Annotated in this window: 14 protein-coding genes; 9 read left to right on the forward strand and 5 right to left on the reverse strand. The window is 60.4% G+C overall.

The features are described from left to right. Window positions 1-115 precede the first annotated feature (115 nt). From E4021_RS07560 to E4021_RS07570, 3 genes are all read left to right on the forward strand, one after another. Window positions 116-526 carry a hypothetical protein gene (locus tag E4021_RS07560; protein ID WP_136457977.1) on the forward strand — a complete coding sequence of 137 codons (411 nt, stop codon included), beginning with the start codon at window positions 116-118 and terminating at the stop codon, window positions 524-526. Window positions 527-648: 122 nt separating this feature from the next. Then, entirely contained in the window at window positions 649-1,923 is a 1,275-nt protein-coding gene (locus E4021_RS07565; RefSeq protein ID WP_246050250.1) for a M16 family metallopeptidase, read from the forward strand. A gap of 42 nt (window positions 1,924-1,965) precedes the next feature. Next, complete coding sequence (locus E4021_RS07570; RefSeq protein ID WP_136457981.1) at window positions 1,966-4,110, forward strand: M16 family metallopeptidase; 2,145 nt, start codon at window positions 1,966-1,968, stop codon at window positions 4,108-4,110. 83 nt (window positions 4,111-4,193) lie between these two features. Here E4021_RS07570 and E4021_RS07575 read toward each other — a convergent pair whose 3' ends face one another. Then, window positions 4,194-4,910: a glycosyltransferase family 2 protein gene (locus E4021_RS07575; RefSeq protein WP_136457983.1), complete on the reverse strand. Its 717-nt coding sequence runs from the start codon at window positions 4,908-4,910 to the stop codon at window positions 4,194-4,196. A gap of 346 nt (window positions 4,911-5,256) precedes the next feature. Between E4021_RS07575 and E4021_RS07580 the strand changes: the two genes are divergently transcribed. From E4021_RS07580 to E4021_RS07590, 3 genes are all read left to right on the forward strand, one after another. Continuing rightward, window positions 5,257-5,856 (forward strand): CopD family protein, encoded by a 600-nt coding sequence (locus E4021_RS07580; RefSeq protein ID WP_136457985.1) that lies wholly within the window; start codon window positions 5,257-5,259, stop codon window positions 5,854-5,856. 10 nt (window positions 5,857-5,866) lie between these two features. Next, on the forward strand, window positions 5,867-6,508 hold the full coding sequence (locus E4021_RS07585; RefSeq protein WP_136457987.1) for a response regulator transcription factor: 642 nt from the start codon (window positions 5,867-5,869) through the stop codon (window positions 6,506-6,508). Window positions 6,509-6,703: 195 nt separating this feature from the next. Next, window positions 6,704-7,447, forward strand: a complete 744-nt coding sequence (locus E4021_RS07590; RefSeq protein ID WP_136457989.1) for an MIP/aquaporin family protein — start codon at window positions 6,704-6,706, stop codon at window positions 7,445-7,447. Between the two features lie 6 nt (window positions 7,448-7,453). Here E4021_RS07590 and E4021_RS07595 read toward each other — a convergent pair whose 3' ends face one another. From E4021_RS07595 to E4021_RS07605, 3 genes are all read right to left on the reverse strand, one after another. Then, window positions 7,454-8,443, reverse strand: a complete 990-nt coding sequence (locus tag E4021_RS07595; protein ID WP_136457991.1) for a Kelch repeat-containing protein — start codon at window positions 8,441-8,443, stop codon at window positions 7,454-7,456. Next, window positions 8,443-9,033: a 3-keto-disaccharide hydrolase gene (locus tag E4021_RS07600; RefSeq protein WP_136457993.1), complete on the reverse strand. Its 591-nt coding sequence runs from the start codon at window positions 9,031-9,033 to the stop codon at window positions 8,443-8,445. The genes E4021_RS07595 and E4021_RS07600 overlap by 1 nt, the downstream gene beginning before the upstream one ends. Before the next feature lie 108 nt (window positions 9,034-9,141). Next, complete coding sequence (locus E4021_RS07605; RefSeq protein WP_136457995.1) at window positions 9,142-9,849, reverse strand: hypothetical protein; 708 nt, start codon at window positions 9,847-9,849, stop codon at window positions 9,142-9,144. A gap of 174 nt (window positions 9,850-10,023) precedes the next feature. On the opposite strand from E4021_RS07605, the gene E4021_RS07610 reads away from it, so the two are divergent. Both E4021_RS07610 and E4021_RS07615 read left to right on the forward strand, forming a co-directional pair. Further along, on the forward strand, window positions 10,024-11,868 hold the full coding sequence (locus E4021_RS07610) for a glycoside hydrolase family 13 protein (RefSeq protein WP_136457997.1): 1,845 nt from the start codon (window positions 10,024-10,026) through the stop codon (window positions 11,866-11,868). Between the two features lie 24 nt (window positions 11,869-11,892). Next, a complete protein-coding gene (locus tag E4021_RS07615) occupies window positions 11,893-12,504 on the forward strand; it encodes a hypothetical protein (protein WP_136457999.1) in 612 nt (203 codons plus the stop codon). Here the strand turns inward: E4021_RS07615 and E4021_RS07620 are convergent. Next, window positions 12,475-13,182 carry a hypothetical protein gene (locus E4021_RS07620; protein ID WP_136458001.1) on the reverse strand — a complete coding sequence of 236 codons (708 nt, stop codon included), beginning with the start codon at window positions 13,180-13,182 and terminating at the stop codon, window positions 12,475-12,477. The two genes, E4021_RS07615 and E4021_RS07620, sit on opposite strands and share 30 nt — an antisense overlap. Before the next feature lie 277 nt (window positions 13,183-13,459). Between E4021_RS07620 and secDF the strand changes: the two genes are divergently transcribed. Further along, window positions 13,460-16,525, forward strand: coding sequence for a protein translocase subunit SecDF (secDF, locus tag E4021_RS07625; protein ID WP_136458003.1), 3,066 nt, complete (start codon window positions 13,460-13,462; stop codon window positions 16,523-16,525). Window positions 16,526-16,607 lie beyond the last annotated feature (82 nt).

Genomic DNA, 16,607 nt, shown 5'->3' on the forward strand with positions numbered 1-16,607 from the left:
GGCGGGACCGGCAAATATTACAATTTGTTTTACAAAAAGCAAGGATGTTTGAAAGTTAAAAAACATCTCCTTTCCTTTGAACCTGGGGGGACAGTGTATAATTTTAGCTTTCAAGATGGCTGATCGTTTCTGGAACCGGCAAATCAACCGCCTCGAACGAGCGGGGAACAATGATTTTTTACTCATCCTTACGGGAGGAGCCAGCGCCTACGCCACCCACGAACTGCACCACCTGCTGCGCCGTCTGCGCCTGGAAAGTATGCGCCTGCGTGAGCTTCGCCGCACCATATTTCGCCTATCCGCCTGCATCCCCTTGATGCTCTTCGTCGCGGCTGCGGCCGGTTTATTCGGTTGGCTGCCCGTCGTTTACGGTACGTTGGCCTCCCTGATCTTTCTCGCCGGGCTCCTGATCGTGGCCACCTCATACGTACGGGGGCGCTTCAATTGTCACGACCGGGGCAAACGGTTGCGCTGCATCATCCAGCAGGAACTCGAGCGCCGACGCAAGGATGTAGGGGCGGTCTGATGCTGAAATAGCAGCAAACGAAACCGCTATTTTTTCGTTTACCGAAAAAAAAGCAACCACCCATGCACACCTTTACTCACCGGCTGATTTTGCCGTTAGTTTTACTTGGTATATCCCTTGGATTGTCCGCCCAGGCACCGGAGATCGATTTCGTGAAATACGAGCTCGATAACGGATTGAAGGTGTTATTGCACCAAGACAATTCCACCCCCATTGTCGCCGTATCCATCATGTACGAAGTAGGAGGCAAGGACAGCTTTGAGGGGCGGACGGGTTTCGCTCATTTCTTTGAACATCTCCTCTTCGAGGGCAGCGAAAACCTGGGCCGGGGCGAGATCGACGATTACGTACAGGCCGCGGGCGGTGCCCTGAACGCCAACACGAGCCTGGACCGCACCTACTATTACGAAATCCTACCCAGCAACCAATTAGCCCTGGGCCTGTGGATCGAGAGCGAGCGGCTGCTCCACGCCCGCGTCCAGCGGGAAGGAGTAGAAACCCAGCGGGAAGTCGTCAAGGAAGAGCGGCGGCAGAACTACGACAACCGCCCTTACGGCACCCTTTCCATGGAACTCTACAAGCGTGCCTTCCGGGATCACCCCTACAAGGACCCCAATATCGGCTACATGGAAGACCTGAACAACGCGGAGATGACCGACTTTCAGCGCTTCTACAAAACCTATTACGTCCCGAACAACGCCATTCTGAGCATTGCCGGCGACATCGATATTGAGGAAACCAAGGCACTGGTCGAGAAGTACTTTAGCGATATCCCACGGGGCCCCGAGCCGCCACGGGTGGAGGTAGTGGAAGCCCCCCTGGGCGGGGAAGTCCGCGATACCGTGTACGACAACGTACCCCTGCCCGCCCTGATCATGGGCTACCGGACGGTCGAACGCAGCAACCCCGACTACTACGCCATCAGTGTGATGAACCAGGTGCTCAGCCAGGGGCAGAGTAGCCGGCTGAATAAATCGCTGGTCGACGAAAAGGAACTGGCCGTGCAGGTCGGAAGCTTCCCGGCCTCCAACCAGGATCCCGGACTGGCCATCGCCTACGCCATTGCCCGCCCCGGCACCACGGATCTGAAGCCGGTGGAGCAAGCCTTCAACGCGGAGATCGAGCGGCTGCAAAACGAGCTGATCACCGACCGTGAACTGCAGAAACTGCGCAACCAGATCGAGGTGGACGCCATCGCGGGTTACGGCAGCGTGGCCGGCATCGCCGAAAGCCTGGCCGACAACGAAATGTTCCTGGGCGACGCCAACCTCATCAATACCGAAACCCAGCGCTACCTCGACGTCACCAAGGAAGACATTCGCCGGGTAGCCCGCGAGTATTACACCCCGGAGAACCGCGTCGTACTGTACTGGCTGCCCCAGCCGTCCAGCCGCTAGCGGTCCCCTCACCTCCCCTATCCCACCAAAGAAAAGATATTCATGCAACGCATCTTTTATAGCCTCGCGGCCCTCCTTTTGATACTGGTTACCGCCTGTGGCACGCCAAAGACTACCGCTTCAACCACCCCAACCCCGGCACCCGCGCCCGCGCCCGCCCCTCAGCCGGAAGCCACCGCCCAGGCCGACTTCCGTGCCCAGGCACCGGAGCCCGGCCCCGCCCCCGAAATCAAGTTGGGGGATTTTGAGGATTTCACCCTGGACAATGGCCTGAAGGTCGTGCTGGTGGAAAACCATAAACTGCCCCGCGTCAGCTACCAACTCTACGTCGACGTGCCCCCCCACCTGGAGGGTAAGTACGCCGGGACCCAGCAGTTGTTGGGCAGCATGCTGCGCCGGGCCACCACTGAAATGACCAAAGAGGAGATCGACGAAGCCATCGACTTCATCGGTGCAACCCTGGCCACAAGCGGCACGGGTGCCTACGCCTCCACCATCACCAAGTACAAGGAGGAGGTGATGAAACTGATGGCCGACGTAATCCTGAACGCCGAATTTCCGGAAAGTGAATTTGCCAAGGTCAAGGAGGATACCCGCGCCGCCCTGGCCCAGGAACTGAGCACCCCGGAAGCCATCGCCAGCCGGGTGCGGCAGGCCATTACCTACGGCACCAACCACCCGTACGGAGAACTGATGACGGAAGCTACCCTCGACAGCATCACGCTGGAGGTGGTAAAGGCGGCCTACGAGAATTACTTCGTGCCGAACCGCAGCTATCTGGTGATGGTCGGCGACCTGACGCCCGACGAAGCCCGCCGCCTGGCCAACGAATATTTCAGCGACTGGGAGCGCAAGGAGGTGGCAGTACCCGAGTTTCCTACTCCGCAGCGGCCCGAGGGCGTTACGGTCAATTTCGTGCCCCGTACCGGCTCCGTGCAGTCGAACCTCATCGTGACCCACCCCATCGAACTAGAACCGGGAACCAAGGAAAGCATCCGCGCCAACCTGCTGAACATCGCCCTGGGCAGCGGCTTCAACGGCCGACTCTTTGCCAACCTGCGGGAAGACAAAGGCTACACCTACGGCGCCTACTCCAGCATCAGCGACGACCCACTGGTGGGCAACTTCCGGGCCTACGCCAACGTGCGTAACGAGGTGACCGATTCCTCAATCACGGAATTCATGTACGAGCTCAACCGCATCGCCAGCGAGCCGCTGGATTCCGCCGAACTGGCCAACGCCCAAATGCAGATCGCGGGTTCCTTCGGCCGCGCCCTGGAAAGCCCCCAGCGGATCGCGGGCTACGCCCTGAACACCATTCGCTACGACCTAGACCGCGATTTCTACCCCGAGTATCTCCAGGTCGTGCAGAACACCAGCATCAACGACATCAGCGAAGTAGCCCGCGACATCGTCACCCCCGCCAACACCCATATCGTGGTGGTGGGCGACCGGTCGGAAGCGGAAAAGCTGGCCCGCTTCGCCACCGACGGCAAGGTGCGCTACTTTGACGTGAACGGAAATCCCGTGGACGCAGCGGAGATGTCCGCCCCGGCAGATCTCACCCCGCAACAAGTTATCGAAGGATACTTCGAGGCCATCGGTGGACGCGAACAGGCACAGGCCCTTCAGAACGTGTCTTTGGTTATGGAAGGCAACGTGCAGGGTCAGGTCATTCGTCAGACGATGACCACCACCAACGACGGCCGCATGAGCAGCCAGACGAACATGATGGGCATGACCGTTGCCGACCAGCGCTACGCCGACGGTAAGGCGCAGGTCAAGCAGCAGGGACAGAACATGCCCCTGCCCGAGGAGGCCGTGCAGGCCATGGCCGAACAGGCGGTCATCTTCCCCGAAAGTAACTACCTGGACCGTCTGGACCAGATCAGCATTGAGGGGACCGAAACCATCGACGGCAAGCGGGCCGTTGTACTGGCCATAGAAACGCCGGCCGGCACCGTCCGCGAATACTACGACGCATCGACCATGCTTAAACTGCGGACCGTCCGCCAGCAGGGCCCGCAGACGATGACGCAGACCTATTCCGATTACCAGCCCACCGAGGGTATTCTTTTTCCCCGCAAGATCAGCCTGGAGGGTATGGCACCCTTTCCTATCGACCTGGAAGTCAAGGAACTGAGCGTGAACGAAGAACTGGATCCCACCATCTTCGAGATGGACTAGCGTCTGAAAACCACTGTTCAGGTTAAAGGTCCGATTCATCTTCCGCGATGGATCGGACCTTTTTTGGTTAGGGGGTGCCGCGGCTAGAAACCGTACTTCACGATGCAGTAGATGGCCCGTACTCCGTCGCGCCATCCGATCTTCTTGCCCTCCGCGTAGGTGCGGCCGTAGTAGCTGATGCCCACCTCGTAGATGCGCACGCCGGGAACGCGGCTGATCTTGGCGGTCACTTCGGGCTCAAAGCCGAATCGCTCTTCCCGGAGGGTCAGCGACTGCAGCATTTCGGTGCGGAACAGCTTGTAGCAGGTTTCCATATCCGTCAGGTTGAGGTTGTTGAAGGCGTTGCTGAGGGTGGTCAGGAACTTGTTGCCGATTGTGTGCCAGAAAAAGAGGATCCGGTGGGGCTTACTGCCCTGGAAGCGGCTGCCGTACACCACGTCAGCGAAGCCGTCAAGCACTGGCTGAAGCAGTTCGTTGTACTCCCGGGGATCGTACTCCAGGTCGGCATCCTGTACGATGAGGTACTCACCGGTAGCCTGCTCGATGCCGGTGTGCAGGGCCGCCCCTTTCCCCCGGTTGACGGGGTGACGGTGGTAGCGGATGGGCAAGTTGGGGTGCGAAGCGATATAGCGGTGCACGGCCTCCTCCGTATCGTCAGTGGAGCAGTCGTTTACGATGATAACCTCCTTGGCAAGTTCCCCGATCAACTGTACCTCGCGCACCCGGTCAAGGATGCGATGGATGGTTCGGCCTTCATTGAAGGCCGGGATAACGATGGAAAGCGTCGGGGGACGATTCAAATCAGGCGTAAAGGAGAGCTATCAGCAGTAAAACTACGAATAGCTTGGCGCAAATGTCGTCAAATTTCATTTTAATAGGTGTGCGTGCTCGGGTAAACAGCTCCCGGTCAGAGCCTTAAATATTGGCCACTTGTCGGAGCGAAGTGTATCAGTAAAGCGCCCGAACGACCCGAGAGACCCAAACGACGGCCAGCGGATCGTCCGATGCGACCATTAAAATAGCCTCCGGGGGAAAAATGTGCGATTTTTTAACAAATTTTCTTTGCTTTAACTTATTAGGCACGCGAACCCTTCTTTTGACCGGCCGGTGAGGATGGGTGGTATCGGGTGGGCCTACCTTAGCGTCATGAATCTGATTCTGTTCGCCAAGGCCCTCCACGTAGTGGGCTTCGTCAGTTGGTTTGCCGGGCTGTTTTTTCTGGGCCGCTTGCTTGTCAACCACGCCGAGACGGATTCGGTGGCCCGGTCCGGGGCGGCCGACGCCCAGCTGCGGGCGGCCATCCTGCAGGAGGAGTACAGCGGGATGGAAGACCGGGTGTACCGCATCATTACGAATCCGGCCATGATGATCACCTGGGTAGGTGGCTTGCTGATGGTGGTGCTCAACCCCGGCTACTTCGTCAGCGGCACGACGGGTTGGCTGGCCGTAAAACTGTCTGCGGTAGTGGCCCTGGTTGGCTACCAACTCTACACCAAGCGCCGGATTATGCTGCCGATGCAGGCCGGCGAGCGCCCTTTGTCGGCCTGGCAACTACGGCTCTGGAACGAGGTTCCCACTTTTTTTCTGGTGACCATCGTATTCACAGCCGTTTACGGGAAGGTGGGTGAACTGAGTTATGTTTACCTTGGTATCGGCGTACTGATTTTCTGCCTGCTGGTCTACCGCGGTGCTGTTGCCTACCGGAACCGACGATTGGAACCGGAGCCGCCCCATCCCAAAACCTAAGCCTTTTCCCATGATCCACCTTGGTATTATCGAAGACGAGCCCATCATGCTCGCCAGTATTGAAGAGTGCTTTGAAGCCAACCGCGACGTGCGCGTTGAGCTGGCCACGACCAGCGTGGAGCAATTCCTGAGTCGCCTGCCGGCCAGCAGCCCGCTTAATACGTTGCTGCTGGACATCATGCTGCCGGGCATGGACGGGATAGCGGGAATTCCGCGGCTGCTGGAACGGTGGCCCGAGATGGACATCATCATGTTGACCAACAGCGACGAAAGCGACAACATCTTCCGTGCCCTGCAGGCCGGGGCCGTCGGTTACATCTCGAAGCGGCGCGTTAATCCGAGCATCATCCGCGACGCCGTACATACGGTTAATCGCGGCGGCAGCTACATGAGTCCCAGTATCGCGCGCCAGGTAGTGGCCTTCCACAACCAGCAACGCAAGAAGTCGACCGTATCCGCGGCCGATCAGCTCACCACCCGCCAGCTCGATATCGTGCAGGGGTTGGTCGACAACCTCAGCTACCGGGAGATCGGCGAACGTCTCGACATCAGCATCGAAACCGTCCGCGATCACATCAAAAATATTTACCGCAAGCTGCAGGTGAATTCCAAAATGGAGGTGGTCCACAAAAAACTGAAAGGAGAAATCTAGGTTGCCCCCTTTTCCCTGCCGGTCTAATCGATTGATGGTAAGGCGGTAATTCCGGAGCCACGCCCCCGAAAGTAGGTCCCTGAACTCCCTGCCGGGCCAGTAGCGCGCAGAAAGAAAAGGTATTGTCCGTATTATGGGGGGGCGGCCGAAGTGTCGGCCGGCTTGCCTACAGACTTACCTTAGTTTTCTGCGATCATGACAACAGAGCTCATTGCGTACCTCGGTGAAATCATCGGTACCGCCATCCTTATCCTCCTCGGCAACGGCGTAGTCGCCAACGTGCTACTCACCCGCACGAAAGGGCACGACAGCGGCCTCATCGTAATCACTTTCGGCTGGGCCATCGCGGTCTTCACCGCCGTATTCATCGCCGCCCCGCTTTCCGGGGCCCACCTCAACCCAGCGGTTACCCTGGGGCTGGCCCTCGCCGGCAAATTTGACTGGGGCCTCGTACCCGGATATTTCGTGGCCCAGCTCATCGGTGCTTTCATCGGTCAGTGCGTGGCCGTGCTGGCCTACCGCGACCATTACCGCGTTACGGAGGATTCCGGACTTGTCCTTGCTACGTTCAGCACCGACCCGGCCATCCCGCGCTCCTCTTCCAATACGATGACCGAGGCCATCGGCACCTTCGTGCTGGTCTTCGCCGTGCTGTACATCACCGGTCCGAAGATCGGCGACAGCCCAGGCAGCCTGGGTGCCCTCGACGCCCTACCGGTGGCCCTGGTGGTGCTGGGTATCGGTCTGTCGCTCGGCGGTCCTACCGGGTACGCCATCAATCCGGCCCGTGATCTCGGCCCCCGGATCGCCCACGCCGTCCTGCCACTCAAACACAAGGGCGACAGCAACTGGCCCTACGCCTGGGTACCCGTGGTGGGGCCGCTGCTGGGTGCCGCCCTGGCGGCGGGACTGTGGCACTTCGTACCCGTGGCCCTGTAAAGACGCTTACCGAATCCGCGCCCGTATCATATCCGAAAGTTCGGGTTCACCGCCCCGCTGTCCGCAGCCGCTGGCCATGTAGAGGTGGTCGGCGTCGTGAACGATCCCGGTACCGTGACGGCCACGTACCAGCGGCGGCAGGGCGCTCCAGGTACCCGATTGGACGTCGAGCGCCTCTACGTCGGCGTGCGCCGGTTCCTGGCTGTCGGATTCCCCGCCGATGACGATGAGGCGGTCGGCCAGACCGATGGCCGCCGTTCCCGCCCGCTGCGTCGGAATTTCAGTTTCCAGGGTGGTCCAGGCTTCCTCTTCAAAATCGTATACATCAACCGGCCCGATGGTATTGGCGAAGGGGTTGGTAGCGGCTACCGTTGTGCGGCCCGCTGCGGCGTAGAGCTTACCGTCCACCACCGCCGCCTGGAAGTGATCGCGGGGGCGGGGTGCGTCGGGCAGGGGGGTCCACGCCCCGGTGGCCGGGTTGTAGGCATCCAGCCACTGCTTGTGGTCGCCCCGGTGGCCGTCGCGGATGCCGCAGACCAGGTAGATGATGCCGTCGTGTAGCACGGCACCGGCCCCGCCGCGGCGACGGTCTTCGGGGATTTCGTGGCCCTCGCGCCACTCGTCGCTTACGGGATTGTAGATGTAGACGTTTGGCAGGGGCGTCTCGCCGGGGTACCCGCCGGTCATGGCGCCCAAGAGGTAGATTTCTTCCTGGTATACCACGGGCTGGAAATGGTGAATCTCCACCGGGGGCGGAGCGCCTTTCGTCCAGGTTCGTGTGCGGGTATCAAAGATCGACACCGGGCGGATTCCGCGGCCTCCGAGGAGGTAGTAGCGGTTGCCCACGGCCACGAAGGCCGCTTCGTGCCGGGCTACGGGTTCGGTTTCCGTATCGACGGTTTCCCACTCGCCGAGCACGGGGGCTTCATCGGTGCGGGGGGTGGCACAGCCCAGGAGCAGGATCAGTGGGAGGATGGAGAGGATTCGGACGGCCATTACAGGGGCTTGATCTCGATGTCACGCCACCGCACCTTGATGCCGCCGCCGTCGTGGATCTGCAGGGCTACGGCGCCTTCGCCTTCGCCGATCTTCTCGTCCACCAGTTCGACCATTTCGACGCCGTTCAGCCAGGTGGTGATCTTGGGTCCTACCGCGCGGATCTTGAGTTTGTTCCAGTCGCCCATTTTCAGGACGTCATCCTTCGCCTTATCGGGCTTGATGAGCCAGCCGCGGCCGTAGGATTCGTATATGCCGCCGGTATCGTGGCCGGGGGGGGCTACCTCGACCTGCCAGCCGCTGACCTTGGTGCCATCGAAGGTTGAGCGGATAAACACCCCGCTGTTGCCGTTGGCCTCCTGCTTGAATTCAAGGGTAAGCTCGAAATCGTCGTAGAATTTCTCGGTGGACAGGTAGCCGTATTCCGCGTCGGGCCCGCTTTCGCAGATCAATTCGCCGTCATCGACGTACCATTTCTCGGTGCCGTGGACTTCCCATCCGGCGAGGCTTTCGCCGTTGAACAGGTCGGTGGTCTGGCGGCTGCAACTCACGAAGAGCAGCAGGCATAGGAGGGGGAGAATGTTCTTCATGGGGGGAAATTACACCATTGGCCGGAAACCACTGATGCCCGCCTTGCCAAGATTTACGGCACCCGCGCGCCGTTCGCCCTCCGGCAACTTTCGCGGAGGAAAATTCCCTCAGTTATCGAAGCGCAGGCGCAGGGCAACGCCGGCTTCGAGTCCGGCCACCGCGTCGGTACGCGTTTCGAGCCGAAATTCAGTTGGCCAGGGAGAATAACTCACGAATGGCTCGATCCCCATGACGAAGCGGGAGGATAAAAAGCGCTCAAAGCCGCCGAAGACCGTAAAGGAATGCCGGTTGTAATCGAGGGGCGGACGATTGGAACTGCCGCGATAAAAGGCCGTTTCCAACTGCGGATCACCCACCCACCGGTTGGCCACCCCGCCGACGCCCACGAGGAAGCGGTCGTTGTTCGGGAGGTAATCGAAGCGGTAAATGACCGAAACCGGAAGCTCGATGGCCATGTAGACTACCCGGTTGGTGCCCGACTCGTCGAGGGAAGGGTCTTCCCGGCGGGCATTCACCGCATAGCGGTACCGCTTGCGCGATACGTCCACGCCGGCGCGGAGGAAGAGTCCCGATACCACCTCATATTCCAGGTAGCCGCCGGCTGCCCATCCGAGTTCCACACCATTTTCGCCTTCGGTGTAGGACAGACCGCCCTCCCGCACGGGCGTTTTCGTTTCGGAGTGAATCGTCAGCACGTGCGGACTCAGGTGTACTCCCACGTCAAGGCGCTGCTGCGCCCACAGTGCCGAACAGAGGAAAGTGGAGGCGAGGCTGACCACCATAAGGCAGCTTGACCGAAGCAGGTTGGTCCGCATACATTTGGTTTTGGGGAGTCTAGAACTGGCCCTTACAACATCGCCGCGCCCCATACTAGTGTGCCGCGGAGGTCAAATTTGGGTCAGGTTAAAGACCAGGCAAGCGCGCAGCCCCGTGGCGGAGCGGGGTCGTATCGCTGCCCCGGACGTACATTCGCTCCACATCCAAAGCCTATGAACGCCCGCTTATTTTTTGCTGTTTTCCTTTCTGCCGGCCTCGGCACCCTCGTGGCCCAGCCGTTCCGCGTCGAGCCCCCCAATTGGTGGGCGGGGATGCAGGATACTTCCCTGCAGTTGCTCATTCATGGCGCGGACGCGGGTGCACTGGAACTCAGCGTGAGCGGTACGGGCGTGGTTCTGCTGGGCACGCACCCCGCCGACAGCCCCAACTACCTCTTTGCCGACCTGAGCATTCGCCCGGATGCAACACCCGGAACCGTCACCCTGACCTTCCGCCGCGACGGACAGCCGGTGGCCGAGCAGCCGTATGAACTGCGGCCACGCGAACGCCCAGCCGACCAGGTAGAAGGCTTCGATGCCTCCGACGTCATATACCTGATCACCCCGGACCGCTTCGCCAACGGTGACCCGGAGAACGACTTGGTGGACACACTCCGGGAAACGGCCCTGGACCGCGCCGCGGGGTTTGCGCGCCACGGCGGTGACCTGCGGGGCATCACCGATCACCTCGACTACATCGACTCCATGGGCTTTACCGCGATTTGGCCGAGCCCCGTCCTGGAAAACAATATGCCGGCCTGGTCTTATCACGGGTACGCCATTACGGACTACTACGCCGTTGACCCCCGCTTCGGCACGTTGGCCGATTACCGGGAACTGGCCGATGCCGCCCGGACCCGCGGCATCAAGCTGATAATGGACCAGGTAGTCAACCACTCCGGCTCCGGCCACTGGTGGATGGACGACCTGCCCTTCGACAACTGGCTCAACTACCAGGACGACCCCAAGATGACCAACCACCGCCGGAGCATCCATCAGGACCCCTACGCCGCCCGCGTAGACGCCGAGCGCATGACGGGCGGATGGTTCGTCTCCACCATGCCCGACCTCAACCAGCGCAACCCCTTCCTGGCCCGCTACCTGATCCAGAACAGCCTGTGGTGGATCGAGACCCTGGGCCTGGGTGGCGTGCGGCAGGACACCTACCCCTACCCCGACGCCGATTTCCTGACCGGCTGGACGTGCCGGATCATGCAGGAATACCCCAACTTCTCTATCGTCGGCGAGGAGTGGTCGTACAACCCGGCCACCGTAGCTTATTGGCAGCGGGGGAAGGAAAATCCCGACGGTTACGTCTCCTGCCTGCCCAGCGTGATGGACTTTCCCCTGCAGGCCGCGCTCATGAGTGCCTTCAAGGAACAGGAGGGCTGGGACTCCGGCCTGATCAAGCTGTACGAAGCCCTGTCCAACGATTACCAGTACGCCGAGCCCCGCGACCTCATGGTCTTCGCCGAAAACCACGATATGGACCGCCTGGCGACCCAGCTCGCCGGCCGGGTGGATCACGTCAGAATGGCCCTCACCTACCTCCTCACCGTGCGGGGCATCCCCCAACTTTACTACGGCAGCGAAGTGCTTCTCGACAATGATGAGGCACCCGGCGACCACGGTGTCATCCGCAGCGACATGCCGGGCGGTTGGGGCGGCGACCGCGTGAACGCCTTTACGGGCGCGGGCCTTTCCCCGGACCAGGTGGCGGTACAGGGTCACCTGCGTCGCTTGCTGCAGTGGCGCAAGGACCACCCCGTGATCGCTACCGGCCGCACGCTTCATTACGCGCCCGAGGACGGCACCTATGTCTACGGCCGCTACGACGAGAACGAACGCGTGATGGTGGTCCTGAATAAAAACGACGCCCCCGTCACCCTGGATCCGGAGCGCTACCGGGAATTGATCGCCGGAGCTACCACCGCCACGCCCATCGACGGACCGGCGCAGAACATCGCTGCTGGGCTCACGGTTCCGGCATCATCGGGGGCGGTATTCGTACTCCGGTAAATGCTGGCAACTTAATTACCCGTCATGAATAGTCCCAAATTCCCGCCCCGCCGGGAAGGCTCCCACCACGATACGGTGAGCATGTACTGCCACGATGGCCCGGCCGACGGGGCGTACCGGCTCGCGGTATCCCGGCTGCTCAAGGTCAACGAATGGGGGTCGCTACACAAGGCGATCCGCACCGACTTCCGGCTTTGCGACGGCCGTGGAGACACCCTGGACAGGGCCCCGCGCCCCGGCGATTACATACGTATCGACCTGCCCGGGCCGGGCAGTCCCAGCGGAGGCGGCTATGATTGGGTGCGGATCACCGGTGTGGAAGAAGTAGAGGGCGAAGCACCTTACGCCAGTATGACCGTCGAGCCCTGTCCCGACCCGCGGGGCGACGAGGAGGCCGTGGCGCATTTTTACGCCCGGGGGGCGAGCAACACCTTCGTGATCCGCAAGGTGGGCCAATGCGTCCAGGCGGAGGTACACGGCCGCAATGAGCGGCCCAACAACAGCGATCCAGCGATGCTGGACCGCGTCCGGAACGAAGCGGTAGCCCTGGCCGGCAAGGTGGGCCTGGGCAAGATTCAGTGGCAGGACTGGGCCGCCGGAGTTGTATCAGTTATCGAGCCGGAAGCGGAGGGATAGGCCCGCCTCAATTTGAACTTTTGCCGACGTAACTCTCTCCAGATTGAATTTGGTGGGCGCGTAGGTCAGATAGGGCTCAATGCTTGTATAGACGTATGGGAAAAGCTCGCGTTCGTAGCCAGCAAAGACCGTGACGGTTTGCGGGGCAAAATCGACCTTGTTCTTGACCCGGCCGTTTCCGTTGAAGGTAGACCAGGCCCGGGGATTGCTCAATCGCCGGTTAAGGGTAGTGCCCACGCCAATGAGGAAATTGTCGCCGTTCTTGAGGTAATCAAAACGGTACACCACCGACAAAGGAATTTCAATGCTGCTAAAAATTATCGCATTCCGTCCCTTTAAAATGGTATCAGATTCAATAACGACCTTTTCAACTTGGTAGTAGTTGCGCTTATAAGAAAAGTCAACTCCACTACGCACAAACCAGTACGGCGTTATGGCGTACTCCAAATACAGCCCTACCCCGGCACCAACAGATAATCCATCTTTGCCACGGGTGTAGGTTCCCGTAGTTGGCACGGGTTCAATTTCCGAGGAGCTGACATACCGCAGTTGCGGGGAAACATGGAAGCCGATGTCCAGCGGAGACTGGGCATGCAGGCCACCTAGGGTCAGGGTCAGCAGACAGGCGAGGAGTACAAATTGCCGGATAAGACGATCATACCGGGTGGCTGGGTGCATCATCAAAGTTTTATGCTCAAGGGTGTAACGCTAGGTAGACGGCATGAGTGCATCCGGGTCACTGCCCGAAACGGTATTTGTCCGTACGCAACCCGATCCGATAAAAGCCTCGTCGGGGGGTGAACCATTTTTTCCCTTGTTGAGGCGTATATTTGCGGCCCTTCACGAAACCGGGTCTGGGAGGCCCCGGGCGTGGAGTTCTTTCCCACCATTCTTCTTCAACGTGGTGGTCCGCCCGATTCCGACGGCGGCACCGCCGGAACCTAAATTTTTTACTATGCAAGGCAAGGGACTTATTAAGTTTTTCCTTGTGGTCATGATCTTCGTGACGGTTGCGCAGTACATGTTTGTCATCCCCACGAATGCCGTGGAAGCCGATGCCGACAACTACGCGCAGAACCTCACGGGCGAAGACTCAGGAGAAGCTTACCGCATTGCTCGCGCGTCCTATCTGGACAGCATTTCAGAACAGGAAGTCTTTCGGCTTCCGCTCATCAAATCGTACACCTACCAGGACCTGAAGGCCCAGCAGCTCGCGCTCGGCCTCGACCTCAAGGGCGGCATGTCCGTCGTACTCCAGGTCGACCTTCGGGAATTCCTGAGAACCCTGGCCAGAAATACCAAGGACCCCACCTTTGAAGAAGCCATCAATGTAGCCTCCCAAGCTCAGCAAAACGCCGACGACGATTTCATCTCCCTCTTCGGAGATGCGTGGATCGAGCGCGCCGGCGACAAGTCGCTGGCCTCCATCTTCAGCCGCAACGACGCCCTGCGCGACCAGATCGGCATCAACACCAGCGACGCCGAGGTAATCCGCATTCTGCGGGAAAAGGCCGACGAGACCGTCCGCCTCACCTACGACATGCTGCGCCGGCGTATCGACGAGCTCGGGGTGGTACAGCCCAATGTGAGCCTCGACGCCGAACGCGACCTCATCCTCGTCGAACTGCCCGGCGTAGAGAACCCGGAGCGCGCCCGCAGCTTCCTGCAGGCCGCCGCCAACCTGGAGTTCTACGACGTGCTTAACATCGACCAGGCTACCGTCAACGCCCTCATCCAGGCCGACCAGCTGCTGGAACGCCGCGCGGCCCTCGCCGCGGGAGGCGACAGCACCGAACTGTCCGACACTGAGATCGTACTGGACACGATCTACGCCACCGACGAAAACGGCAACCTGCTTACCGACAGCATTGCTTCCATCGAAGAGCGCGAAGTGCCCCGGCAAACGGCCGGCCCCCTCTTTAGCATCCTGACCCCCAACCAGGGCAACTTCGGTCCCGCCGTAGTGGGTATCGCCCAGGGCAACGACCGGCAGCAGGTGATGGAGTACCTCCGCGACCCCGAAGTGGCGCGCCTGTTCCCCCGCAACGCTATCTACCGCTGGGCCGATGCGCCTTTGGAGCTGGACGCTTCGGGCACCCCCGGCGATCTGTACCAACTGTACCAACTCTCCGTCCCGCGCGGCGGAGAAGCGCCCCTCACGGGTGAGTACGTGACCCGCGCCAGTTCCGGCCCCGACCCCAACGGTCAGGTAGCCGTCAACCTCAGTATGAACTCCGAGGGCAGCCGCATCTGGGCCCGCATGACCACCGAGGCCGCCAACGCCGGCAACCGTCAGGTGGCCATCGTGCTGGACAGCCAGGTAGTCTCCGCACCCCGGGTTAACGGTCCCATCACCGGCGGCAGCACCAGCATCACCGGCGACTTCACCGTACAGGAAGCGACCGACTTGGCCAATATCCTGCAAGTAGGCCGCCTGCCCGCTCGCACGGAGATTATTCAGGAAAGCATCGTTGGCCCCTCGCTTGGCGAATCCAACATCCGCAGTTCCATGACCGCGCTGATCATTGGATTCGTGCTGGTACTGGGCTTCATGCTCTTCTACTACGGCGGGGCCGGCGTAGTGTCCATCGTAGCACTGCTGCTCAACCTGGTCTTCATCTTCGGCACCCTATCGAGCCTCGGCACGGTGCTGACCCTCCCGGGTATCGCCGGTATCCTGCTTACCATCGGTATGGCGGTCGACGCTAACGTAATCATCTACGAGCGGGTCCGCGAGGAACTGAGGGCTGGAAAGACGGTAGCCAATGCCGTACGCGACGGCTTCAGCAACTCCTATTCCACCATCATTGACGCCAACGTTACCACGATCATCGTAGCCGCGGTACTCGCCTGGTTCGGCCTCGGCCCCATCAAGGGATTCGCCGTGGTACTGATCGTAGGTGTACTGGCTTCGGTCTTCACCGCCGTTCTGGTGGGTCGCCTGATGGTCGATTACTGGGTGGAGAAGAAGGGCGATATGTCGTTCTGGACCTCCCCAAGCAAGAACCTCTTTGCCGACGTGAACGTCGACTGGCTCAAGTTCCGCAAGATGGCCTACGGCGTCAGCAGCGTGCTGGTGGTAGCTTCGCTGATCGCCATCGTGGTCCGGGGTTTCGACCTCGGCGTGGATTTCAGAGGCGGCTACAGCTACACCGTCGTCCTGGATAAAAACGTTACGGCCCAGGAGCTGCGCAGCGCCCTGGAAGGCCCGCTGAATGGCACCCCGACGATCAAGTCGGTCGACAGCGACAACACCTACAACATCGTTACCAACTACCTGGTGGAAGAAACCGGCCAGGTAGACGGACAGGAACCGCAGGACGTGGTGCTGGCCGCCCTCCACGAAGGCGTCGTGGCAGCCACCGGCGATTCCGGGCTGACGCTCGAGCAGTTCGGCAGCATTGAAGCCGACGGCGGCACCCACATTACCAGCGTCAGCAAGGTCGGACCGACCATCGCCGACGACATCAAACGTTCCGCTCTGTGGGCCGGCACCCTGGCCCTGCTGGGTATCTTCCTGTACCTGCTCGTCCGCTTCAAGGGCAAGCGCTTCTCGACCGGAGCCGTCGTGGCCCTCTTCCACGATACCATCATCACCATGGGCATCTTTGCCGCCTGCTGGGGATGGATCGGTTTCAATATGGAAGTCGACCAGGCCTTTATCGCCGCCATGCTGACCGTGATCGGTTACTCCATCAACGACACGGTAGTGGTCTTCGACCGCATCCGGGAGTACCTGAACAACCACGTCAGCCAGGACAAGCGGACAATGATCAACAACGCCGTGAGCAGTACGATCAGCCGTACGATGATGACCTCGTTTACCACCATCCTCGTGGTGTTCGTGCTCTTCCTCTTCGGTGGTGCCAGCATCAAGGGCTTTTCCTTTGCCCTGCTGGTAGGCATCATGGTAGGTACTTACTCCTCGATCTTCATCGCCACGCCGATCGTCTACGACCTGACCGACGAGCAGGAAGCCCGCTCGGTAAAAACCCCGGAAGATTCATCCGTGAGCGTGTAAGCGGCTGTCCTCCCACAGTCCAGGTGAAGCCCCATCCGTTCACTCGGGTGGGGCTTCATCGTGTATTGAAAGGCCGTAGTCT

Origin of the sequence: Neolewinella litorea (assembly GCF_004803465.1) — a bacterium.
GTDB lineage: Bacteria > Bacteroidota > Bacteroidia > Chitinophagales > Saprospiraceae > Neolewinella > Neolewinella litorea.